Here is a 22,516-nt window from a genome sequence, read left to right as displayed (position 1 = left end):
AACATATGTATATGATCAGGGCATAATTCTGCCTCAATTATATTTATATTTTTTCTTGTCAGCAAATCTCTAAGTATTTTTCCAATATCTTCTTTAATTCTTCCATATATTATTTGTCTTCTATATTTTGGTGCAAATACTATATGATACTTACAATTCCAGCTTGTATGTGATAAACTGTTTTTATCCATATGGATTATCTCCTCTCGTATTTAATTGTGCAGTTTGTCAGACTACATCAATTTTATCACGAGAGGTTTTTTTCTTGAAGCTAAAGCTCTTGATTCCCCCGGCATAGCCGGGGGTTTTTATTGTGGTAAACCCACAATAAAAAAGAGTTAGTTTTGAACTAACTCTTTTAATCTTATTTCAACCATTTAGGCTCATATATTGTAAAATCTTCATATGAATCGAATATAAAATCAATGATTTCTTGATATTCTAAAAGTAAATCCTCGTTATCCGGATTTACTTTACTTTTTTTTACAATTAAATCAATTGTATATTTTGCAGAATAATAAGTAAATAATTTATATGCTTTTTTTGAATTTATATTTTTAGATTTATATATGAATATTTTTTTAGCAAAACTTGGATTATAATATGCTAAGGAATTTAAATCTACTAAATCTAAAATCTTATCACCAAACTTTTTATCTAATTCATAACTTAAACTTAAATCATCATTTATTTTAAGATTAAAAATTGAATTATCCTTAATTAATCTTGAAACAGATCTGTCTTTTAGTAAAAAAGTATTAGAATTTAAAAAATCTATTAAGACATAATCTTTTAGCCCTTGATTTTTTATCAATCCATGTTTGAATAAAGATAAATTCATTTCATCAGTAAATTCTTGCTCCCAATTTACATTAGAAATTTTTTCTGAATGTATCTCTAAAAGTAAAGAAGAAATATTCTTTGCGAGAATATTTTCTTCTTCATCTGTTAGTTTATTCATTTTTTCTAAGAATTTATTATGAATGCAATTCGTCATCTTTTTCCTTTAATAACACCCTTATATCATCTATTTGTGATAGTGATAATACTTTTTCTGCAAATTTTTCAGCTTCGCTTAATTTAGCATTATTAATAACTGATTTAATCAAACCAACCTTTGAGCTAACTGATGAAAATTCATCTAGACCCATACCTAATAGTAAATAAGTAGCTTGAACATCAGATGCCATTGATCCACACATTCCTGTCCATTTACCATATTTATGTGATGCATCTATTACTTGTTTAATAGCTCTTAGTACTGCAGGGTTGAAGTAGTCATATAGATGAGAAATCTTTTCGTTTCCTCTATCTACTGCAAGTATATATTGTGTTAAGTCATTAGTACCAATACTGAAGAAATCACAATTTTGAATTAAATCTTCAGCAACAAATACAGAAGCTGGAGTTTCAATCATTATACCTACTTCTATATTTTCATTAAAATCATGACCTTCATCTCTTAATTCTGATTTAAACTCTTCTATATATTCTTGAACTGTTTGAATCTCTTGAACACTAATTATCATAGGTAATAGAATCTTAACATCACCGAAAGCACTTGCTCTTAAAATAGCTCTCAATTGAGTTCTCAAGATATCTTTTCTATCAAAACCTATTCTTAAAGCTCTCCAACCTAAAAATGGATTTTCTTCTTTAGGGAACTCGAAGTAATCTAATCCCTTATCTCCACCTATATCAAGAGTTCTAATAATTAATGGTTTACCTTCTAATAATTCTGCAGCTTCTTTATATACTGAGAATTGATATTCTTCTGTTGGGAAATCATTTCCTTCCATATATAAGAATTCTGTTCTAAATAATCCTACACCTTCGGCACCATCTTCAAGTGCAAGTTTTAAATCTTCGATTCCACCTATATTTGAAACAACTTCAACTGATCTACCATCTAATGTAACTGGTTTTTCAAATTTATATTTTTCAGCAAGTTCTTTATTAGCTTTAATAGATGCAAATTTAGCTTCGTAATCAGCTATTGTCTTTTCATCAGGATTTACAATAACAACACCTTCTAAAGCATCTAATATAATAAAATCATCATTTTTTAAATTAGATCTTATATCTTTCATACCTACTACTGCAGGTATACCTAAAGTTTGAGCAATAATTGATGAATGTGATGTTTTACCACCTAACTCCATAACTAAACCTAATACATGATCTTTATCCATAGTTGATGTGTCAGTTGGAGTTAATTCTTCAGCTACAATTATATAATCATCATCTAGTGATGATAAAGTCTTTGGTGCAATACCTTTTAATTTGTACATTATATTTTCACCAATATCTCTATAGTCTGCAGCTCTTTCTCTTAAGTATTCATCATCTAACATTTCAAATACTGATGCCATTTCTTGAATAGTAGTATGTAATGCTAGTTCTGCATTTTGTAATGAATTTTTTATTTTATCACTAGCCATTTCAATTAAAGATGGGTCTGATACTAATTCAATATGTGCATTTCTAACTTCATCTTCAGCATCAGTAGTTGTTTCTCTATTTTTTAATTCATTAGAATATTCTTTAATTGCTCTATTTAAACTATTTAATTCTTTTTCCACATCGGATTCATGTATATTTTCTTCATTTAGAATAATTTCAGTTTTTTCAAATAAATATACTTTTCCTATTGCTACTCCATCAGAAGCCGCAATTCCTTTAAATCTTTTAGTCATGAGATATCTCCTATAAAAATAAGGATACTGTTAGGTATCCTTACACAATTAGTCAGTTAAATTTGAAATGAATTCAACAACTTTATCAACATTTTCTTCTTCGTCTTCACCAGTAACTCTAACAATTACTTCTGTGTTTTTAGATATACCTAGACTCATAACACTAAAAATACTTTTAGCATTAGCAACTTTTCCTTCTTTTTCTAATTCAACTTCACCAGGTATACCCTTTACGAATTGAACTAAAGCTGCTGCTGGTCTAGCATGTAAACCTGTTTCATTTAATACAATAACTTTTTTTTCTGCCATTATTTCCTCCAAAATTTTATTTATTTTACAGTATCACGCTTCATTATTTCGTGATTTAGATTTACAGATTGATTAAAATCTAATTCTTCACCTATCATTTTAATTAAAACACGTACCGCAATCGCTCCGATGTCATAATATGGTAGTCTTACAGTTGTAAGTCTTGGTCTATATAGGTTTGAAATTTCTGTGTTTCCGAATCCTGACACAGAGAATTCATCAGGAACTTTTATATCATTATCATAGCAATAATGTAATATACCAAGAGCAATACTATCTGATTCAGCTAATATTCCCGTGATATTATTATTTCTTAATTTTTTGATATTATTTTCCATAAATTCATAACCAGATTCAATTTGGTTATCCTCCACAGAAAATACAAAAGATTCCAATGAATTATTTTCTACAGATTCATTAAATCCATTTTCTTTAAATTCAGAAACAGAGAAGGCTCCTCTTGTTCTAACATAGCATAGATTTGTATGTCCTTTTTCAACATAATAATCAGTTAATGATTTCATGGCTTCTTTATAATCTATACTTACTGTCTTAAATTCATCTGGGCTATAGAAAGTATCTAGTAAAATATATGGTATATCGTATTCTTTTATAGAATATAATATTTCGTTATTAATCTTTTCAGATATTACTATTATACCTTCTACTTGCTTTGATGATAAGAATTCTACAGCCTTTTTCTGTGTTTCAAAATCACCAAATGTTGAATAAAGAAGAATATCATATCTGTACATTTTACCAATCTCATCTATTCCTCTTATATACTGTGCCATATATTCATACCCTATATCATCTAAAATAATACCAATTGTATTAGATTTTTTCATAACAAGGGATCTAGCTAATTCATTAGGTTTATAGCCAAGCTTTTGTATAGCTCTATTAACAGCTTCAGTCTTTTCTGGTGAAACTTTTCTAGTACCATTTATAACTCTTGAAACCGTTGAAATAGATACACCTGCAAGATTTTTTACATCTTCCATTGTTGGTTTTCTAGACATAATTTCCTCCTAATAGCATTTCCTATATTTTAACATAAAAAACCTTTTCATTCAATTATTTATTAGTAGGACAATCTTCATTATGACACATAACAATATCTATTTTTCTATTTTTCTTATGAATCATTAAATCACCACATGTTTTACAAACTTCTCCAGTTGGTTTATCCCAGGATGACCAATCACATTCTGGCCAGTTGTCACATCCATAAAATACTTTATGATTTTTAGAAATTTTTTCTACTATATCTCCACCACATTTTGGACATTTTATTCCTAGTGACTTTACTATATTTTTTGTGTAAGTACAGTTTGGAAAATTCTCACAACCTATAAATTCTCCATTTCTACCTTTTTTATACAAAAGTTTTCCATTACAATTTGGACACTTCTCACCCGTAGGTTTATCAGGTACTTTGTAATCTTTTGTAGAGTATATTGCCTTTTCAAGTTTAGGCTCAAATTGTTCATAAAAATCAGAAACTAACTTCTTCCAATCAACATTATCTTCTTCAATTTCATCTAAACTAGTTTCCATTTTCGCGGTAAAATCTTCATTTATTATTTCATCGAAATATTGTAACAACAAGTCCGTTACATTAAATCCTAAATCTGTTGGAAGAATAGATTTATTATCAAATTCAATATAATTTCTAGTTATTAAACTTCTTATTATTGAAGAATAAGTTGAAGGTCTACCTATACCATTTTTCTCAAGTTCTTTTACCAATGAAGCTTCTGTAAATCTAGCTTTTGGCTTTGTAAAATGTTGATTTTTTTCTAATTTATCCGGTTCAAATGTATCACCTTTATCCATATTAGGTAACTCTATACTTTTATCATTAGTTCTCCAAACTTTAGTAAAACCATCAAAGGTAATTATTGAACCATTTACTCTAAAAATTTGACCATTATTTTCAATTTCATATCTTGTTGAAAGATATTTACTATTTGTCATTTGTGATTGAACAGTTCTATCCCAAATTAGTCTATATAATTTATACTGATTGTCTGTCAAATAATCTCTTATGCTTTCAGGAGTTCTATCAATTGATGAAACTCTTACTGCTTCGTGAGCATCTTGTGCATTTGATTTTTTCTTATTATATTTTCTTCCACTTGAAGCATATTCTTTACCATAATTATCTTTAATATATGAAACCGCTTCTTTAACAATTGTATCTGAAAGTCTAGTAGAATCCGTTCTCATATAAGTAATTAACCCAACTGATGTTGATCCTATATTAATACCTTCATATAATTGTTGCGCAATTGACATCGTTTTTGAAGTTGAGAAATATAATCTCTTTGATGCTTCTTGTTGCATAGTGGAAGTCGTAAAAGGTTCATAAGGTTTTCTAGATCTTTCACTTACTTGTTTATCATAAATAGTATACTCTTTTCCTAATTTAGAAATAATATTATCTGTTTCTTTTTCATTTGAAAGCTTATTTTCTTTTATTTTATTATCATTTGTAATTATTCCAAAATATTGTCCTTCAAATTTATTTTTATTAACTGTAGCTAATAAATCTATTGTCCAATATTCATCAGGTTTAAAATTTATAATTTCATTTTCTCTATCAACTATTAATTTCAGTGCTACAGATTGAACTCTTCCTGCTGATAAACCACTTTTAACCTTTTTCCAAAGTATTGGAGATAATTTATATCCCACTATTCTATCTAATATTCTTCTAGCTTGCTGTGCATCTACTAAATTCAAGTCTATTTTTCTTGGATTTTTAATAGCTTTTTTAACAGCATCTTCTGTAATTTCATGAAATATAACTCTATTTTTTTGATTTATATCAAGTCCTAATAAATATGATAAATGCCAAGCTATAGCCTCTCCTTCTCTATCCGGGTCAGATGCAAGATATACATTGTCAGCTTTATCTGCTTCTTTTTTTATTTCATTTATAATCTTGGCCTTACCACGAACTTTAATATATTCTGGTTCAAAATTATTTTCTATATCTACTCCAAACTTACTCTTTGGTAAATCTCTTAAATGTCCAATCGAAGCCATAATCTTATAATTTCGACCTAAAAATTTACTCAAAGTTTTAGCTTTTGTTGGAGATTCAACTATTACTAAATTTTTAGCCATCTACACCCCTTCTCTCTTTTTTATATCGTTCAATATATTATCACAAATAATATCATATAAAAAATATTTTACAATATAATTTAGTTTATAGTATATAAATTATCTTTAATATTGTAAATATACCCTTTTAATTCTAATTGTAAAATAATAGCATACAATTTGTTAATTGGAATTTGTGTTTTATTATATATTTCATCAATTGATAATATCTCATTTTTTAATAAATTTAAAATTTTCATCATATTATTGTCTAAATCTAAATTATAATCTATATCGATTTTACTTTTTTCTTTAATAAAATCAAACTCTTCTAATAAATCTTCTGCTTTCGTAATTAATTTAGCTCCTCTTTTTATCAACTGATTTGTTCCTATTGAATTTAACGAATTAATATTACCAGGAACTGCAAATACATCACGATTTTGCTCTGTTGCATACTTAGAAGTAACTAACGAACCACTTTGATCCATAGCTTCTATTACAATTGTTGCATATGATAAACCTGATATTATTCTATTTCTAAATATAAAATTTCTCTTTATAGGCTGTGTTTCTAGTGGAAATTCAGATATCAACAAACTATTTTCCATTTTATTATATAGATGTAAATTAGTTTTAGGATATATAATATCTAAAGATGATGCCAGCACCCCAATAGTAGGAATATTATTTTCTAAAGCTGTATTATGTGCTTGAAAATCTATTCCTAAAGCCATCCCGGATACTATATTTACATTATAACCTCTAAAACCTTCTACAATTTTTTTTGTAGCATATAATCCATATTCTGAAGGTTTTCTAGTTCCAACAACTGATATACAGTTTTCTAAACATTCTATATCATTTCCTTTATAATATAAAATTGCGGGAGCATCATAAATATTTCTTAAAATATCAGGATAATTTTTATCTATTATCGTAACATATCTAATACTAAATTTCTGTAAATTATATTTGATATTATTTATACTTAATCTTTTGTATGTATCTAAAATTCTTAATTTATCTTTCTCATTTAAAAATGAAATATGCTCCAAATTATTTGTACTTAAATCAAAAAATTTGTAAAGCATATTTTCACTTATAATATTTATAATCTTTAAATTACTTATTCTAGCATAATTTAGAAATAAGATAATATCTCTTTCTGTATCAAACATATTATGCCTCAAAAGCGTTAATTATATGAGATATTTCTTTTGTATCCCAATAACATTCAATTACATCAAATCTTACGTCATGATTATAAAGACAATTTTGCATAATATAATTTTTTGTAATAGAAATTAGATTATATTGTTTTTTATAATTAACAGCTTCATTTGCATACAAATATTTATAGTCTTTTCTGGTCTTTACTTCAACTATTACTAAAATATCTTCTTTAGATGCAATTATATCCGCCTCAAAATGTCCATATCTATAATTTCTTTCAAGTATTTTATAACCTTCAGATCTTAGATATCTACAAGCTATTTCTTCACCTAGTTTAGCTACCACTTCTTTTTTCATAATATTTTTTTAAAAAGCTAAGTCTATGAATGTCCGTCACTCCCAATTTTTCTAGTGACTCATAGTGTTTCTTAGTACCATAGCCTTTATGTGCTTCAAACATATATCCAGGATATTTTTTTGAATATTCAATCATTAAATCATCTCTATAAACTTTAGCAAGTATTGATGCACAAGAAATTTGATAGACTAAATCATCGCCTGATATTATACCAATTTGATCTATTTCAGTATCTATTAATTCAGCATCTATCAGAAGTAAATCTGGATATATACGATGTCCAAGTTTATCTTTAAGATTCAAAACTGCTTCCTTCATCGCAAGAAGACTCGCTTGTCTAATGTTGATATCATCTATTACTTTATTATCACAGATACCATATCCTATAGCTAATGCATTGTCATAAATATTTGAAGCTAAAATCCTCCTTTTTTTATCAGATAATTTTTTAGAATCTTTAACTTCATCTATTTTCTCACCACCCATAATTACAGCACAAGCGACTACTGGGCCTGCAATTGGTCCTCTTCCAACTTCGTCAATGCCACATATAAATTTATGATTCTTCTTTAAATCTATTAGAACATCTATTTGATCTTTCTGTAATTTTACTCTCATGATACCTCATTATATACTAAAAACTAATTTAAAAACTGCCAAAATAATTAAAATATTTTAACATTTTCCTATTCAAAATCTTCAACTTTTTCCAATGTTATTCTTCCAATTCTTAATTTTCTAAAATCATCAAATATAATATTTGAAACCTTAAAATAATCAATTTCTTGATTTCTTGAAATTGATCCAGTTTTCTTCGCTATTTCATCCATTATTTCAATAGTTTCTTTATTTGTATCAATATCATATCTACTTTCTAATTTTTTAGGTTCATTTTTTTGCATGTATTTTAGAAAATCAAATGCTAAATCTTCTATATTAAGTATTTCATCTTTTATAGATCCTGTAAATGCAAGATTTCTTCCATTATCGTGTAATTCTAATTTTGGCCACAAAACTCCTGGAGTATCAAGAAGCATCAAATCACTACTGGTTTTAATCCATTGATTAGTTCTAGTAACTCCTGGCCTATTTCCAACTTTCGCACCTTTTCTTTTCGAAACATTGTTTATAAACGTTGATTTACCAACATTTGGTATACCTACTATCATCATTTTGATACTTTTATCTTGAATGTTTTTTGCTGCTCTTTTCTCAAATAAATCTGTTAATACTTTTTTAGCAGTTTTATATAAATCATTTGTTTTATTATCTCTTGTAGAATTATATTCAATGACTTCTATATTTTTTTTGCTAAAATATTCAATCCATTTTTTTGTTTCTTTTGGATCTGCCATATCAGCTTTATTAAAAATAATAAGTCTTGGAAAATTTTTAATTATATCATCAATTACTGGATTTCTAGAACTTACTGGTATTCTTGCATCAACAATTTCACACACAATATCTACCATCTTCATAGATTCTCTTATAGTATCTAAAGATTTCTTCATATGCCCAGGATACCAATTAATATTCATATATCCTCCTTATTTGAAAAAAAGGTTGAACTTTTGTCCAACCTTTAATTTTAATAATCTGTTTTTTCTCTTAATTTAGCTGCTTTACCTACTCTATTTCTTAAGTAGAATAGTTTAGCTCTTCTAACTTTACCACGTCTTACAATTTTAATGTTTTCAACTCTTGGTGAATGTAATAAGAATGTTCTTTCAACACCTACACCATAAGATAATCTTCTTACAGTAAATGCTTTTCTTACTCCTTCACCTTGAATTTTGATAACTGTTCCTTCAAACATTTGGATTCTTTCTCTTTGACCTTCTTTGATTCTGTAATCTATATTAACATAGTCACCAACTCTAAGTTCTGGTAGAGAATCTTTCTTTTGTTCTTCTTCTATTTGTCTTATGATATCCATAATTAATCCTTTCGTATATTATTAATATATTTTTCATATAAGTCTGGTCTTTTTCTTTTTGTATTTTCAATACTATTTTGTAATTGCCATTGTTTGATTTTCGCATGATTTCCTGAGAATAAAACTTCAGGAACCTTATGTCCTTCGTATTCTCTAGGTCTTGTAAAATGATCATGTTGTAATAATATATTGAAATGTGAATCACTCTTAGCAGATTCTTCATTTCCGAGAACATTATCCATTAATCGTGTAACCGAGTCAATAACAACCATAGCTGGTATTTCTCCTCCTGTTAATACATAATCACCAATAGATAATTCCATATCTACATAATTGTTTATTACTCTTGAATCAATACCTTCATAATGACCACATAATAGTATCAAGTGCTTTTTAGCACCTAAGTTCATAGCTGTATCATGATTAAATACTTTACCCTGAGGACTTAAGAATATAATCAATGAATCATCGGTCTTTACAGAGTTTATTGCATCGACAACTGGTTGCATTGTCATTAGCATACCTGCTTGACCTCCATAAACTTCATCATCAACTTTTTTATTTTTATCTGTTGAAAAAGTTCTAATATCTACGATATTTAATTCAAAAAGATTATTTTTTATAGCTTTTCCTATTACACCATATTCATATAAAAAATTAAATGAATTCGGGAAAATCGTTAATACATCTATTCTCATTACATACCTTCGATAATTTTTGCTTTTAAATATTTTTTTTCAATATTAATTTCTATAATAAATTCACTTACAGATGGTATCGATATTAAACCATTTTTCGTTTCAACTTCATAGACATCATTAGCTTCATATTCCAATACATCTACTAATTTTCCGACATTATTATTAAATTCATCAATTACATCTAATCCTATTAAATCTTTAATATAATATTCGTTTTCTTCTAAATCAGAAAGATCATCTAAGTCTATAAATATATCTTTTGATTTGAATATTAAAACATCATTAATATTATTAAAATCTTTTAATTTAACAATATATACTCCATTACGGAATTTAGAATTAGTAGTCCTAACTTCAAAAAAATCACTTCCGATATAATAGCTTATATCTCTATCAAAAGTTTCATTTCCACTAGCTTGGACTTTGATTTCACCTTTAATACCATGTGTATTTATTATTTTACCGACTTTTATTTTTTCCATTATTCTGAGTCTTTTGAATCAATATATAAATTAACTTTTTTTTCTTCTTTTATCGCACAAGCTTTTAGTATTGATCTAATTGAATTAGCAATTTTACCTTGTTTACCAATCACTTTTCCCATATCATCAGGATTTACATTCAATTTTATATTTACAATTCCATCATTTGATTCTACTTCAACTAAAACATCGTCTGGATTGTTAACTAAAGCTTTAGCAATGTATTCAACGATTTCTTTCATATTATTCTTCCACTACTTCTTCAGATTCTTCTACTTCTTCAGATTCTTCTTCTGCTTCTGCAGCTTCTTTTGCTAATCTTTCAGCTTCTTCTTTTTCTTTAGCTTCTTTTTCTCTTTGTAATCTTCTTTCTTCAGCTTCTTTTGCTTTCTTTTCTTCTTCTAATCTTTTCTTTTCAGCAACTTGTTTTGCTAAATCTTCAAAGTCTGTCTTTAATAATCTTTCAACAGTCTTTGTTGGTTTCGCACCAACACCAATCCAGTAATTAACTCTTTCAGAATCAATTTTAAATACTTTTGGTTCTGAAATTGGATTGTAATAACCAATTTCTTCTATAAATCTACCATCTCTTGGAGCTCTTTCGTCTGCCACAACTATTCTATAGAAAGGTCTTTTCTTTGCACCTAATCTTTTCATTCTAATTTTTACTGCCATTTTTTCCTCCATTAAAAGAATGGGAATCTTTTCTTTTTCCCTTTTTTCATTTTTTTGTTCATGCCACCCATTTTTTTCATCATTTTTTTAGTTTCTTCAAATTGTTTTAGCAATTTATTTACATCACCAATTGTTGTACCCGAACCTTGTGCTATTCTTTTCTTTCTAGAATTATTGATTATACTTGGCTTATCTCTTTCAGCCTTTGTCATCGACTTAATAATAGCTTCAATTCTATCTATAGCTTTAGGATCAAAATTTAGTCCCTTTAGCGCCTTATTATTAACGCCAGGCAACATTTTGATTATATCTTCAAGTGGTCCAAGATTTTTCATCTGTGCAATATTATCAAGAAAATCATTAAAATCATATGATTGTTCTCTTAACTTTTGCTCTAACTCTTGAGCTTTTTCTTTGTCAAAAGTTCTTTCAGCTTTTTCAATTAATGAAAGAACATCTCCCATTCCTAAAATTCTTGATACTAATCTATCCGGATGGAATTGTTCCAAATCTTCCATCTTTTCACCAACACCAATGAATTTAATAGGCTTTTGAGTTACGGCTCTAATTGATAAAGCTGCACCACCTCTTGAATCCCCGTCAAGTTTGGTCATTAATATTCCTGTTATATCTAGTTTTTCATTAAATGATTCAGCAACTTTTACAGCATCTTGACCAGTCATTGAATCGACTACCAAAATAGTTTCTGTAACATCTACAGCTTTTTTAATAGAGTTTAATTCTTCCATTAACTCTTCATCTATATGTAGACGTCCTGCCGTATCTATAATTACTACATCATTGAAATTCTTTTTAGCTTCATCCAAAGCTTTTTTTGCAATTTCAACAGGACTAATTTTACCAAGTGAGAATACAGGTACATCAACTTGTTTTCCTACTACTTTAAGTTGATCTATAGCAGCAGGTCTATAAATATCTCCTGCAACTAATAATGGTTTTTTACCTTTTTTCTTCAAATGAAGTGCTAATTTACCCGTTTGTGTGGTCTTACCTGCACCTTGTAAACCTACCATCATAATTACTGTAGGTGGCTTTGGCGAAGTTTTCAAAGCTTGGTTTTCATCACTCATAAGAGCAATTAATTCTTCATTTACAATTTTTACAACCATTTGTCCAGGAGTTAAGCTCTTCATTACGTCAGCACCAAGAGCTCTTTCTTTTACTTTTTTGACAAACTCTCTAACAACTTTATAGTTTACATCCGCCTCTAATAGAGCTAGACGTATTTCTCTCATTGCTTGATCGATATCAGATTCAGAAAGCTTCCCTTTGCTACGTAAATTACTCATTAAACTTTGTAATCTATCCGATAAATTTTCAAACATAATTCACTTCCTACTTTAATTTCGAATTGATTTGGAACATAATGTCTAAATATTTAGAATATTGGTTATCATCCAAATCATCCATGAGTTGCTCTTCTAAACTATCAACTAAACACTGTAATTCTGACATTCTCTTATATAGACCTAATTTGTCTTCAAATTCAATCAAAGCTTTTTCAGATCTTTTAATAGTCTCAGAAATACTTTGTTTAGATACTTTTTGTAAATCAGCTATCTCAGTCAACGATAAGTCTTCTTCATAATATAGTTCAATAGAGTCATGTTGTTTTTTTGAAAGCAATTTACCATAGTATTCAAACAAAATACTAATCATTACATTTTTTTCCATTTATTCTCCTGTCAAGGTTTTTCATTGACTCATTAAGCTTAGCAAAATTTCAATCTTTTGTCAACTTTTTTTTGTTATATTTTAAAATAAAAAATCTATTAATAAATGTTATAAAATATCACAATTATTAATAGACCTTTAAAAATTTATATCAAATTTTTATTTTCTACGCATATGCACTCATATAAATTATTGCATTCCAAATTCAGTTTTAATTATTTTATATAATTCAGACAAGTCTGCTATTTCTTTTTTTGCATTAAATCTGTTATGGACATTGCTTTCTGGATTAATAACGCTTATATAATCATCCGTGATTCCAAGTACAAACTCATCAAAGTATATAGTTGCTCTACCACCCAGTAATATAACCGGATCTTTTTCTTCTTCAAAATCATCTTCATCTAGTTTTTGTATTAAGTCTAAAATCTTTTGTTTTAATTCACTTTCTGGTTTTCTTTTTCTATTGTCTGGACCAGTAAAATAAATATATTCTAGATTTTCATAACTTTTAACTTCTATACCAAATTTTGTATTTGATTTTTGACATGAAACTAAAGCCAATATTATAAATATCACAAGTATAGAACTAAGCTTTCTTTTCATAGTAATCTCTCTTTCATTAGAGTCATGAGGTTCATATCATTTAAATCCAACTTATTGATGTCAGTTGATTTATATTGCTCATTTACACTACAAAATTAAGATTTAATCTAATCCTAATTCGTTTTCTAATAGTGTGTACAATTCATTTAATTCTTTAATTTCTTTTTTAGGGTTATATTGCTTCATATCTTCAATATTAATGAAAAATCTTATCTTTTTATCAAGAATTTCAAAAGTAAAATCTTTAAATTTTATTTTAGGACCTTCTCCTTTTAAAGTTTCAAATTCTACCTTTTCAAAATCATCCTCATTTAACTTTTCAATTAATTTATATATTTTATCTTTTAACTCATCATCTAAATATCTTTTTCCAACTCTTGGATTTGTTAAATAAATATATTCAATATCTTCATATTTTTCTAAATTTATACCAAATTTTAACTTTTGTGTTTGACATGCAACTAAGGACAAGATTAATAATAGTGTACATAAAATGCTAATTTTTATTTTCATTTTATTTCCTTCTTTCATTTAATTTTGCTAATGTCTTTAATATATCCAGCATCCCATCCTTTTTGAATTATTTAAATAAGGCGTCAACAAATTTATCTGAGTCGAATTTTTCTAAATTATCTTTTTGCTCACCTATTCCGATATATTTTACTGGAATATCAAGTTCAACTTGTAATGGGAATACTACTCCCCCTTTTGCTGTACCATCAAGTTTTGTCAATACTATTCCTGTAAGTTCAGTTACTTTATTAAATTCTTTTGCTTGATATATAGCATTTTGTCCAGTAGTTGCATCAAGTATCAATAATCTTTCTTTTGTTGCTTCTGGATGTTCTCTTTCGATTATTCTATTTATCTTTTCAAGTTCATTCATTAAATTAACTTTGTTGTGTAATCTTCCTGCTGTATCAATAATTAAAACATCAGTATTTGATGCTTTTTGTGATTTTATTGCATCAAATACGACCGAAGCTGGGTCTGATCCTTCGCCATGCTTTATGATTTCTACATTTGATCTATTTGCCCATTCGGTAAGTTGTTCAATTGCAGCTGCTCTAAATGTATCTGCCGCCGCTAGCATTACTGATTTTCCTTCTTTTTGTAAATTATATGCAAGTTTACCTATTGTTGTTGTTTTTCCTACACCATTTACTCCAATGACAAGGATAATCGCCTGTTTATTAGAATCTAAATTCAAATCATTGTTTTTATTTCTTAGTCTTAAATTATCTTTAAGCACCATTTCAAGCTCGTTTTTGATGAGCTTTGGATCTCTTATATGCTTTTCTTCAATTACATCTCTCAATTGATCTACTATTTTAATAGTAGTTTCTACTCCTATATCTGCAGAAATTAATAATTCTTCGAGTTCCTCATATAATTCATCACTTATTTTTGCTTTACCATTTATTAAATTATCAAAAGCTGAATTGAATGCATCTCTAGTTTTAAATAGACCAGTTTTAAGTCTTTCAAAAAAACCTTTTTTTTCAACTGGAGCTTCAACAACAGTTTCTTCATAAGTTTCCACAACTGGCTCTTCAAAGGAATCAATAAGTGATTCTTCTGAAGATTTGAAAACTGGTTCTTCAAAAGATTTTGAAGAATTATCCTCTATTCCATTTTCTACAATTTCTTCATTTGTATCTTTTGTAGTAAAGTCTTCTTTTTCGTTCATTAAAATATATTCAACTTCATTAACTTCATTTATTTTTATATCCACATTATCTTTATCTATATTGATAACAGCCTTTGGTTGACTTTTTTTTATTAAAGATTCATCTTGTAAATCATTGCTTTCTTTTAGAATTTCTTCTCTTAATTTTGAATCTTCAGTTTCTTTATTTTTTAATAATTCATCATTATTATCTTTTTTCTTATCTAACCCAAATAATTTTCTAAACATATTCACTCCTTATAGAAATATTGTTCAATATCATTATATCAAAATAAAAAAGTCGATTAACGACTTTTTAATTGTATTCTTCTAATAGAAGAGTAATTACCTTTGAGATTCCTCTTTCTTCCATAGTTACACCATATAAAACATCGGCCATTTCCATTGAAGCTTTTCTATGCGTAATCATTATAAACTGAGTTTTATCAGTTAGTGATTTTAAGTAATTTACATATCTCTTAGTATTTGCTTCATCGAGTGCAGCATCTATTTCATCTAAAATACAAAATGGTGCCGGATTTGTTTCAAATATAGCAAATAATAAAGCAACTGCAGTCATCGCTTTTTCTCCACCAGATAAAAGAGCTATTGATTTAAGTTTCTTTCCTGGAGGTCTTGCAATAATATCTATACCTGCTGAAAGTATATCACCTGATTCAAGTTTTAACTCAGCTTCTCCTCCATTAAATAATATTTTAAATATTTCATTAAATCTAATTTGTATTTTTTGGAAAGCTTCCTTAAATGTTAATTTCATTTCTTTTTCGATATTAGAAATCATATTTACTATATCTTCTCTAGATTCAACCAAATCATTATATTGATTTTTCATAAATTGAAGTTCTTCACTTACAATATTAAATCTTTCAATACTTTCAAAATTAAAGTATCCAATTTCTGAAAGTCTATTTTTTATTTGTAGAACTTCTTTCCTAGTTGCATCTACTTTTTCAATATTTTCTAATTTTATATCTAAATCTTCATTAGAAATACTATAAGTTTCTATATAATCATTTCTTAAATCATTAACTTTCTGTTCAGCATTATCAATCTTAATTTCTAGTTTAAACTTCTCTTTTTCATTTTCTGAAATGCTATTTTTTAGATTTTCAATAGTTTCAAAGTCTTTAGAAATATTTGCTTTCTTATTTGAAAGCTCCATTTTATATTTTTCTATTTCGTCAGTAGATTCTATAGAAGATTCTATATTTTCCTTTTCGCTAATTAATTTAGAAGATTTTTCTTCACCATTTTTTAATTCTGATTCAATTAAATCAAGTGACTTTTTATCATTTTCTAAATTGTTATTTATATCCTGAATATCAAACTTAATATTTTCAATATCATTTAGTAGTAAATTTTTATCTCTTTCAAAAATATCAATTTCAGAATTTATAGAATAAAGTTTTTTGTCATATTCTGTGAGTTCTTTATTTTTTTCTTCAATAGTAGTTCCTAAATTTTCATATTCTAATTCATCATTTTTAATACTTTGAACTAAATCATCAATATTTGAATAATCCTTAACCACCAATTCTTCCTCTACATTTTTTAATAGAGATTTATATTCTGATAATCTTTTCTCATTGAAAGTTTTTTCAATATTTAATTCATTAATTTGATACCTTATATTATCTTTAATATTTAACAAATCTTTATTATCATCATCTAATTTTTGTAATTTATAAATAATGTCATTTAATACTTCTTTTTCTTTATTGATAGAAGCATCAAATTTCTGAACAGTCGATTCAAAATCAGATATTTTTTTATTAATATCTTCTAATTCTTTTTTTCTATTGATTAGTGAGTTTTGTTCCTTTTTGAATATACTTCCACCAACCATTGAACCCCATGAATTTATAACTTCACCTTCTAAAGTTATAACTCTAAATCCATTAGTTTCATTAGATACTTTTATCGCGTCATCCATATTTTCAACTAATATTGTCCTTGCAAGAAAATAGTCAATAATTTTTTCAATTCTTTTATCAAATTTAACTAGATTATTTAATGTATCAATCATCTTAGGATGACTTACATTTGTCTTATATCCATTCACTTTATTAATTGGTAAAAATGTAATTCTTCCTATTCTGTTTCTTTTAATATATTCAATCAAGAATTTACCATCATTTTCATTTTCAATAACAATATTTTGAAGTGATGATCCAAGCGCCACATCAAGAGCAGTCTTGTATTTATCATCAATTGAAATCAAATCTGCTAATACACCAATTATTTTTTCTTTAACAGTATTATCTCGATTTGCGTTTTGAAGTAAGTTTTGAACTGATTTATAATATCCATCATATGATTTATATTGTCTATATAAAATATCTCTTTGAGATTTAAGCATAAGCAAATTATCCTTGCTTTTTTGTTGTTTAATCTCAATATTATTAATATTATTTAATATATTCTCTCTATTACTTAATACTTCTTCAATTTTATTAGTATTAAAAGAAATTTTATTATTAGTTTCGATATTTTCATTTTCAAAATCAGTATTTTTTTCTTTTATTTCTTTTATTTTAATTTCCAATAAATTAATTTCATCAAGATAAGATTTTTTAAGTTTTTCATTTGTAATATCCAATTGATCTTTAGTATTTTTATCTACTTGTAAGTTTGAAAGAATTTTTTTATCATTTTCAAGATTTTCAAAAAGATTTGAATATTTCTCACGTTTTTCAGAAATTTCTTTCTTCAATTCTGAAATTTTATTATCTAATTCTTTTTGTTTTACAATTAATAATTCTTTATTTTTTTCTAGATTTTCTAATTTTTCTTTTTTATTAATTAAATCATCAGAATATTGATTTTGCTTTTTATTTTTTATGATTATATCATTTGAAATTCTTTCTATATCAGAATTATAAAATCTTGATTTTTCATTTAATAGATTAATATCTGATTCAAGTATTTGCAATCTCTTTTCTTGTTCAATTCTCGTATTTCTAAGATTTTCTATTTTATTTTCCATTTCCGAGATTTCAATCTGAACTGGATTAATTAAATTTTGTAATTTAGAAAGTTCTTCACTTTCTTCACTTAGCATTGAGTCTATATATTCCAATCTTGATTTATCATTAATTAAATCTTCAGAAGCTTTTCTTATTGATTTGTCTAGTAGATTCAACTCTAATATTTCTAGTTTTGAAGTAAGTTTTATTCCTTCCTTTGCATTATTTGATTGAACTTCAAGTAAATCCGACTCTTGCTGCTTAACCTTAATTTCTGAATTTAATCTTTCAATATTTTCTTCATTTTTAACAAGTTTTCTCTCAGCTTCAGTCTTCTTGTATTTATTTTTAGAAATACCACCCGCTTCGTCAAATATTTCTCTTCTATCTTCAGGACGTCCATTTAAAATTTCATCAATACGACCTTGACCTATTATTGAATATCCATCTTTACCGATACCAGTATCTAAAAATAATTCTTTTACGTCTTTTAATCTAACAGGAGATTTATTTATTAAATACTCACTTTCTCCCGTTCTAAATACACGTCTTGTGACATTCACTTCATTAAATGCTATCGGTAGTGATTTATCGCTATTATCTAAAACAATAGATACTTGTGCCATATTCATTTGTTTTTTATCTTCTGTTCCAGAAAATATAACATCTTGCATATTAGATCCACGTAAAGATTTTGCTGACTGTTCACCTAATACCCATCTGATAGCATCTGAAATATTTGATTTCCCAGATCCGTTTGGCCCAACTATTGCAGAAATATCTTTATTAAATAATAATTTTGTTTTATCAGCAAAACTCTTGAATCCATACAATTCAATATATTTTAATTTCATAAATCCATCCCGAAAAAAGATACCCTAATGTTTAATTATAATTAAATTACATTCATTTTTTTTAGTGCATCTTTAGCAGCCATTTGCTCTGCTAATTTCTTATTTTTTCCTTCTCCAGTACCTAATATCTTATTACCTATTTTCACATTGACATAAAACTTCTTACAATGTGATAATCCCTCTTCTTTTATTAATTCATAATTGCAGTTTATATTTTTATATTTGTGTAAATGTTCTTGAAGCATTGACTTAAAATCATTTACATACTCTTTAATAGTTTCAGTATTAATTAGTTTATCTTCTATAAGATCATATATAAAATTATAAACTTGTTCATAATCACTATCTATATACAATGCACCATTGAAAGCTTCAAATGCATCCGCTTTTATAGAATCTTTTTGTCTTCCTCCAGATTTTTCTTCACCTTTACCTAATAATAAATAATCTGAAAGATTAATTTTATCTGATAATTCTGAAAATGATTTTTCACAAACTAGATTTGCTCTTAATTTTGTTAGAATTCCTTCATCTACTTTCTTAAAGTATTTATAAATAATTTCACTAAATACCAGCTCTAAAACAGCATCTCCTAAGAATTCAAGTCTTTCATTGCTTTTCCCATGGAGGTTTACATGTTCATTAGTATATGAAGTGTGAATAAAAGCATTATTTAATAATTTCTTATCCTTAAAAATATAATTAATAGAACTTTCTAAATTAGAAAGTTCTATTAATCTTTTATTATCAATTTGCATATTAGTTTCCAGCTTTTTCTTCTACTAATTTTATTACATCTTCTGTTGATTTTAGTTCTTGAATTTCTTCATCTTCAATTTGAATATCAAATTCTTCTTCAAGATTCATTATAAATTCAATTAAACCAATTGAATCTATATCATAATCATCTAGTAAATTTGCATTTAAATCTAGATCATTAACCATTAGTTCTTCTCTTACCATTTCTATTATCTTATCTCTAATCATTACTTCTCCTTATCTATAAATTCTTCTTTAATACTTTCTATTATATTCCCTTCTAGAAATTTTTCCGCTTGATAGATAGCAAATTCTATTGCTAATCTATTTGAGTTTCCATGAGCCTTAAATAAAGGTTTATTGACACCTACAAGCATTGCAGCTCCAACTTTTTTATAGTCATATTTATCCTTAAAACCAGTTAAACTTGATTTTAACAAAGCTCCACCAATTTTAGTTTTTAAGCTTGATGTTAATGCACTTTTTAACTCAGAAAAAATAAAGCTATAAGCACCTTCTGTTGCCTTTAACATAACATTTCCTGAAAAACCATCAGCAACTATTACATCTGCTTTACCATCTAAGAAATCTCTTGCTTCTATATTTCCAACAAAATTTAAATTAGAATTTTCTTTAATTAATTTATACGCTTCTTTAGTTCTATTATCACCTTTTCCTTCTTCAGTTCCTACATTTAATAAATATATCTTAGGATTAGTTTTTTTAAGATAATCTCTTGCAACTATTGAACCTAAAGATGCGAATTGTGACAACATTTCAGGAGTAGTATCTACTACCGCGCCAGTGTCTGCTAAAAGAGTTATTCCTCCATCAGCGTTTGGAATTGGAGCCATTAATGTTGCTCGTTTAATATTACCTATTCTTTTTGTTATAAATAGTCCACCCGCAAGCAATGCTCCTGTGCTACCACCAGATAAAAATCCTTCACCTTCTTCATTTAATCTATTTAATCCTAAAACCAATGAAGAGTCTTTTTTAACCCTTAAAGTCCTAGCAGGATCTTCTTCATTTGATATATAGACATTAGTATCTATAAATTCAAATCTATTGATGTCAGCATTTTGCTCTTTAATTGTTTCTCTTGCTATTTTTTCCGGACCAACTAAAATAAAATTCAAATTAGTCTTCTTGAGTGAATCTATTACACCTAATACTACTTCTTTTGGTCCTAAATCAGTTCCTAATAAATCAATAATTAATTTCATATTTACTCCATTCCATATAGTTTCTATGATATCATAACTACGTATTTTTTTAAATATTAGCTCTTAATTGTTATTGGATTAATTATTCTACATAAAAAATGATGTATTAGAAATTTCTAACACATCATTTGTCAATCATAATATATAATTAATAAAATTATTAAAATGGAAAATTACTATATATCATATTATTTATAATCAATTTAAAAACATTTATAAATAGTATCATTATTACAATAGCAAACACTGAAAGTCCAACTATAAAAGCCCAAAAAGTTGGTCTTTCTACTCCAAGATATTTTCTTATCCCAACATAATAAGCAACTATATTTATAATAAATATAACTAATCTAGTTAAAATTAATATTGGTGTAAACAAAGTCCCTAATAATAATAATCCAACTAATGAAATACAGAAACTAGGTATTGTAACTAGTGCAATTAATTCTAATGATGACATAAATCCTAGTTTAGGACCTTTTAAATATGTCGCTATAAATTTAAAAGTTAATGCAAGTAGCGCATAAAAAGAAACATTCAGTAATAATCCTATAACGAATACTGAAAAATTCACATCAAAATAATAAGGTAAAAATACTGAAGTAAATGAATTTGCATTTAACATTAAAGTTATCATAGATACTAATATATTTATACCTAATATAGTAAATGTAGCGGATTTTGATAATTTACTAGAAAATACTTTAAAAGGATCATTTGAAAACCAGATTTTAAATTTTTCAAAAATTTCACTAAATACTGGCTTTGTAGATTTAATAAACTCATTCGCTTTTTCTGAAAACTCATTACTATTTCTTGTTTCACTCTCTCTAGAAGTGTTTTGATCATTGCTCGCATTGAAACTTTGATCATTACTATCTTTATTAAAATTTTCTGATTTATTCATATCTACAGTATTTCTTGTATAATTTAAGTCTTCAACTTCTTTATTATTTTCTATATTTTCATAATTATTAGATTCAGTAAAATTATCTACATGATTTTCTTCATTTAATTTATTATCTAATTCATTTTCATCTTGTATATTGTTAATATTTTCTGTTCTCTTTGATTCTTCCATGTTTCCTGATAAAAAATTATCTGTTAAATTTTCTTCTTTATTTGTATCATTATTTTCAATAATATCTTTGTTCTTATCGTCCATTTTACACTCCTTACTTGCAATATTTCTCTGTTAATAAGTATTATATCATAAAAAAACAAATTTTATCTTAAATATATGAATAAACATACTATAATAAAATAAATAAAA

At 26.6% G+C, this 22,516-nt stretch carries 24 protein-coding genes and 1 pseudogene; all 25 read right to left on the bottom strand.

What is annotated here, in order from left to right; genetic code table 11:
• The coding region (gene tnpA / locus G534_RS0102640) for an IS200/IS605 family transposase (protein WP_027347742.1) at nt 1–191 on the bottom strand (191 nt) is incomplete at its 3' end.
• 173 nt (nt 192–364) lie between these two features.
• Nucleotides 365–961 carry a hypothetical protein gene (locus G534_RS0102635; protein WP_169513546.1) on the bottom strand — a complete coding sequence of 199 codons (597 nt, stop codon included), beginning with the start codon at nt 959–961 and terminating at the stop codon, nt 365–367.
• Between the two features lie 16 nt (nt 962–977).
• The gene (gene ptsP / locus G534_RS0102630; RefSeq protein ID WP_027347740.1) at nt 978–2,696 is read right to left on the bottom strand and encodes a phosphoenolpyruvate--protein phosphotransferase; all 1,719 of its coding nucleotides are present in this window, start codon (nt 2,694–2,696) and stop codon (nt 978–980) included.
• A gap of 48 nt (nt 2,697–2,744) precedes the next feature.
• A complete protein-coding gene (locus G534_RS0102625; RefSeq protein WP_027347739.1) occupies nt 2,745–3,005 on the bottom strand; it encodes an HPr family phosphocarrier protein in 261 nt (86 codons plus the stop codon).
• Between the two features lie 20 nt (nt 3,006–3,025).
• A complete protein-coding gene (locus G534_RS0102620; RefSeq protein ID WP_027347738.1) occupies nt 3,026–4,027 on the bottom strand; it encodes a LacI family DNA-binding transcriptional regulator in 1,002 nt (333 codons plus the stop codon).
• Nucleotides 4,028–4,082: 55 nt separating this feature from the next.
• Complete coding sequence (gene topA, locus G534_RS0102615; protein WP_027347737.1) at nt 4,083–6,140, bottom strand: type I DNA topoisomerase; 2,058 nt, start codon at nt 6,138–6,140, stop codon at nt 4,083–4,085.
• Nucleotides 6,141–6,220: 80 nt separating this feature from the next.
• Nucleotides 6,221–7,300 carry a DNA-processing protein DprA gene (gene dprA, locus G534_RS0102610; protein ID WP_027347736.1) on the bottom strand — a complete coding sequence of 360 codons (1,080 nt, stop codon included), beginning with the start codon at nt 7,298–7,300 and terminating at the stop codon, nt 6,221–6,223.
• A gap of 1 nt (nt 7,301) precedes the next feature.
• Nucleotides 7,302–7,652, bottom strand: a complete 351-nt coding sequence (locus tag G534_RS0102605; protein ID WP_027347735.1) for a YraN family protein — start codon at nt 7,650–7,652, stop codon at nt 7,302–7,304.
• Nucleotides 7,630–8,271 (bottom strand): ribonuclease HII, encoded by a 642-nt coding sequence (locus G534_RS0102600; protein ID WP_034595884.1) that lies wholly within the window; start codon nt 8,269–8,271, stop codon nt 7,630–7,632. The genes G534_RS0102605 and G534_RS0102600 overlap by 23 nt, the downstream gene beginning before the upstream one ends.
• A gap of 68 nt (nt 8,272–8,339) precedes the next feature.
• Complete coding sequence (gene ylqF / locus G534_RS0102595; RefSeq protein ID WP_027347733.1) at nt 8,340–9,191, bottom strand: ribosome biogenesis GTPase YlqF; 852 nt, start codon at nt 9,189–9,191, stop codon at nt 8,340–8,342.
• 50 nt (nt 9,192–9,241) lie between these two features.
• Complete coding sequence (gene rplS / locus G534_RS0102590; RefSeq protein WP_027347732.1) at nt 9,242–9,589, bottom strand: 50S ribosomal protein L19; 348 nt, start codon at nt 9,587–9,589, stop codon at nt 9,242–9,244.
• Nucleotides 9,590–9,591: 2 nt separating this feature from the next.
• Nucleotides 9,592–10,287, bottom strand: coding sequence for a tRNA (guanosine(37)-N1)-methyltransferase TrmD (gene trmD, locus G534_RS0102585; RefSeq protein ID WP_027347731.1), 696 nt, complete (start codon nt 10,285–10,287; stop codon nt 9,592–9,594).
• Nucleotides 10,287–10,772, bottom strand: a complete 486-nt coding sequence (rimM, locus tag G534_RS0102580; RefSeq protein ID WP_027347730.1) for a ribosome maturation factor RimM — start codon at nt 10,770–10,772, stop codon at nt 10,287–10,289. Before rimM ends, trmD begins: the two co-directional genes overlap by 1 nt.
• Nucleotides 10,772–11,014, bottom strand: a complete 243-nt coding sequence (locus G534_RS0102575) for a KH domain-containing protein (protein WP_027347729.1) — start codon at nt 11,012–11,014, stop codon at nt 10,772–10,774. Before G534_RS0102575 ends, rimM begins: the two co-directional genes overlap by 1 nt.
• A gap of 202 nt (nt 11,015–11,216) precedes the next feature.
• A pseudogene (gene rpsP / locus G534_RS08840) lies at nt 11,217–11,447 on the bottom strand (30S ribosomal protein S16); the annotation flags it as partial.
• An 11-nt stretch (nt 11,448–11,458) separates the two neighbouring features.
• The gene (ffh, locus tag G534_RS0102565) at nt 11,459–12,796 is read right to left on the bottom strand and encodes a signal recognition particle protein (RefSeq protein WP_027347728.1); all 1,338 of its coding nucleotides are present in this window, start codon (nt 12,794–12,796) and stop codon (nt 11,459–11,461) included.
• A gap of 7 nt (nt 12,797–12,803) precedes the next feature.
• Complete coding sequence (gene ylxM, locus G534_RS0102560; protein WP_027347727.1) at nt 12,804–13,142, bottom strand: YlxM family DNA-binding protein; 339 nt, start codon at nt 13,140–13,142, stop codon at nt 12,804–12,806.
• 189 nt (nt 13,143–13,331) lie between these two features.
• Nucleotides 13,332–13,748, bottom strand: a complete 417-nt coding sequence (locus G534_RS0102555; RefSeq protein WP_027347726.1) for a hypothetical protein — start codon at nt 13,746–13,748, stop codon at nt 13,332–13,334.
• Between the two features lie 102 nt (nt 13,749–13,850).
• The gene (locus tag G534_RS0102550; protein WP_027347725.1) at nt 13,851–14,261 is read right to left on the bottom strand and encodes a hypothetical protein; all 411 of its coding nucleotides are present in this window, start codon (nt 14,259–14,261) and stop codon (nt 13,851–13,853) included.
• 67 nt (nt 14,262–14,328) lie between these two features.
• The gene (ftsY, locus tag G534_RS0102545) at nt 14,329–15,666 is read right to left on the bottom strand and encodes a signal recognition particle-docking protein FtsY (protein WP_027347724.1); all 1,338 of its coding nucleotides are present in this window, start codon (nt 15,664–15,666) and stop codon (nt 14,329–14,331) included.
• Between the two features lie 67 nt (nt 15,667–15,733).
• Complete coding sequence (gene smc, locus G534_RS0102540) at nt 15,734–19,258, bottom strand: chromosome segregation protein SMC (protein WP_027347723.1); 3,525 nt, start codon at nt 19,256–19,258, stop codon at nt 15,734–15,736.
• 41 nt (nt 19,259–19,299) lie between these two features.
• On the bottom strand, nt 19,300–20,016 hold the full coding sequence (rnc, locus tag G534_RS0102535; RefSeq protein WP_027347722.1) for a ribonuclease III: 717 nt from the start codon (nt 20,014–20,016) through the stop codon (nt 19,300–19,302).
• Between the two features lies 1 nt (nt 20,017).
• A complete protein-coding gene (locus G534_RS0102530; RefSeq protein WP_034595881.1) occupies nt 20,018–20,245 on the bottom strand; it encodes an acyl carrier protein in 228 nt (75 codons plus the stop codon).
• Complete coding sequence (plsX, locus tag G534_RS0102525; RefSeq protein WP_027347720.1) at nt 20,245–21,243, bottom strand: phosphate acyltransferase PlsX; 999 nt, start codon at nt 21,241–21,243, stop codon at nt 20,245–20,247. The genes G534_RS0102530 and plsX overlap by 1 nt, the downstream gene beginning before the upstream one ends.
• A 160-nt stretch (nt 21,244–21,403) precedes the next feature.
• On the bottom strand, nt 21,404–22,408 hold the full coding sequence (locus G534_RS0102520) for a hypothetical protein (RefSeq protein WP_027347719.1): 1,005 nt from the start codon (nt 22,406–22,408) through the stop codon (nt 21,404–21,406).
• Between the last annotated feature and the right edge of the window lie 108 nt (nt 22,409–22,516).

Origin of the sequence: Helcococcus sueciensis DSM 17243 (assembly GCF_000423145.1) — a bacterium.
In the GTDB taxonomy this organism is placed as follows: domain Bacteria; phylum Bacillota; class Clostridia; order Tissierellales; family Peptoniphilaceae; genus Helcococcus; species Helcococcus sueciensis.
The sequence above is the reverse complement of the archived record's forward strand: the minus strand, read 5'-3'. Positions and strand labels throughout refer to the sequence as shown.

Bases quoted from the DNA above. Each gene is read 5' to 3' on its own strand.
- G534_RS0102635 (WP_169513546.1), bottom strand. From the start codon at position 961: ATGAATAAACTAACAGATGAAGAAGAAAATATTCTCGCAAAGAATATT.
- ptsP (WP_027347740.1), bottom strand. From the start codon at position 2,696: ATGACTAAAAGATTTAAAGGAATTGCGGCTTCTGATGGAGTAGCAATA.
- G534_RS0102625 (WP_027347739.1), bottom strand. From the start codon at position 3,005: ATGGCAGAAAAAAAAGTTATTGTATTAAATGAAACAGGTTTACATGCT.
- G534_RS0102620 (WP_027347738.1), bottom strand. From the start codon at position 4,027: ATGTCTAGAAAACCAACAATGGAAGATGTAAAAAATCTTGCAGGTGTA.
- topA (WP_027347737.1), bottom strand. From the start codon at position 6,140: ATGGCTAAAAATTTAGTAATAGTTGAATCTCCAACAAAAGCTAAAACT.
- dprA (WP_027347736.1), bottom strand. From the start codon at position 7,300: ATGTTTGATACAGAAAGAGATATTATCTTATTTCTAAATTATGCTAGA.
- G534_RS0102605 (WP_027347735.1), bottom strand. From the start codon at position 7,652: ATGAAAAAAGAAGTGGTAGCTAAACTAGGTGAAGAAATAGCTTGTAGA.
- G534_RS0102600 (WP_034595884.1), bottom strand. From the start codon at position 8,271: ATGAGAGTAAAATTACAGAAAGATCAAATAGATGTTCTAATAGATTTA.
- ylqF (WP_027347733.1), bottom strand. From the start codon at position 9,191: ATGAATATTAATTGGTATCCTGGGCATATGAAGAAATCTTTAGATACT.
- rplS (WP_027347732.1), bottom strand. From the start codon at position 9,589: ATGGATATCATAAGACAAATAGAAGAAGAACAAAAGAAAGATTCTCTA.
- trmD (WP_027347731.1), bottom strand. From the start codon at position 10,287: ATGAGAATAGATGTATTAACGATTTTCCCGAATTCATTTAATTTTTTA.
- rimM (WP_027347730.1), bottom strand. From the start codon at position 10,772: ATGGAAAAAATAAAAGTCGGTAAAATAATAAATACACATGGTATTAAA.
- G534_RS0102575 (WP_027347729.1), bottom strand. From the start codon at position 11,014: ATGAAAGAAATCGTTGAATACATTGCTAAAGCTTTAGTTAACAATCCA.
- ylxM (WP_027347727.1), bottom strand. From the start codon at position 13,142: ATGGAAAAAAATGTAATGATTAGTATTTTGTTTGAATACTATGGTAAA.
- G534_RS0102555 (WP_027347726.1), bottom strand. From the start codon at position 13,748: ATGAAAAGAAAGCTTAGTTCTATACTTGTGATATTTATAATATTGGCT.
- G534_RS0102550 (WP_027347725.1), bottom strand. From the start codon at position 14,261: ATGAAAATAAAAATTAGCATTTTATGTACACTATTATTAATCTTGTCC.
- ftsY (WP_027347724.1), bottom strand. From the start codon at position 15,666: ATGTTTAGAAAATTATTTGGGTTAGATAAGAAAAAAGATAATAATGAT.
- smc (WP_027347723.1), bottom strand. From the start codon at position 19,258: ATGAAATTAAAATATATTGAATTGTATGGATTCAAGAGTTTTGCTGAT.
- rnc (WP_027347722.1), bottom strand. From the start codon at position 20,016: ATGCAAATTGATAATAAAAGATTAATAGAACTTTCTAATTTAGAAAGT.
- G534_RS0102530 (WP_034595881.1), bottom strand. From the start codon at position 20,245: ATGATTAGAGATAAGATAATAGAAATGGTAAGAGAAGAACTAATGGTT.
- plsX (WP_027347720.1), bottom strand. From the start codon at position 21,243: ATGAAATTAATTATTGATTTATTAGGAACTGATTTAGGACCAAAAGAA.
- G534_RS0102520 (WP_027347719.1), bottom strand. From the start codon at position 22,408: ATGGACGATAAGAACAAAGATATTATTGAAAATAATGATACAAATAAA.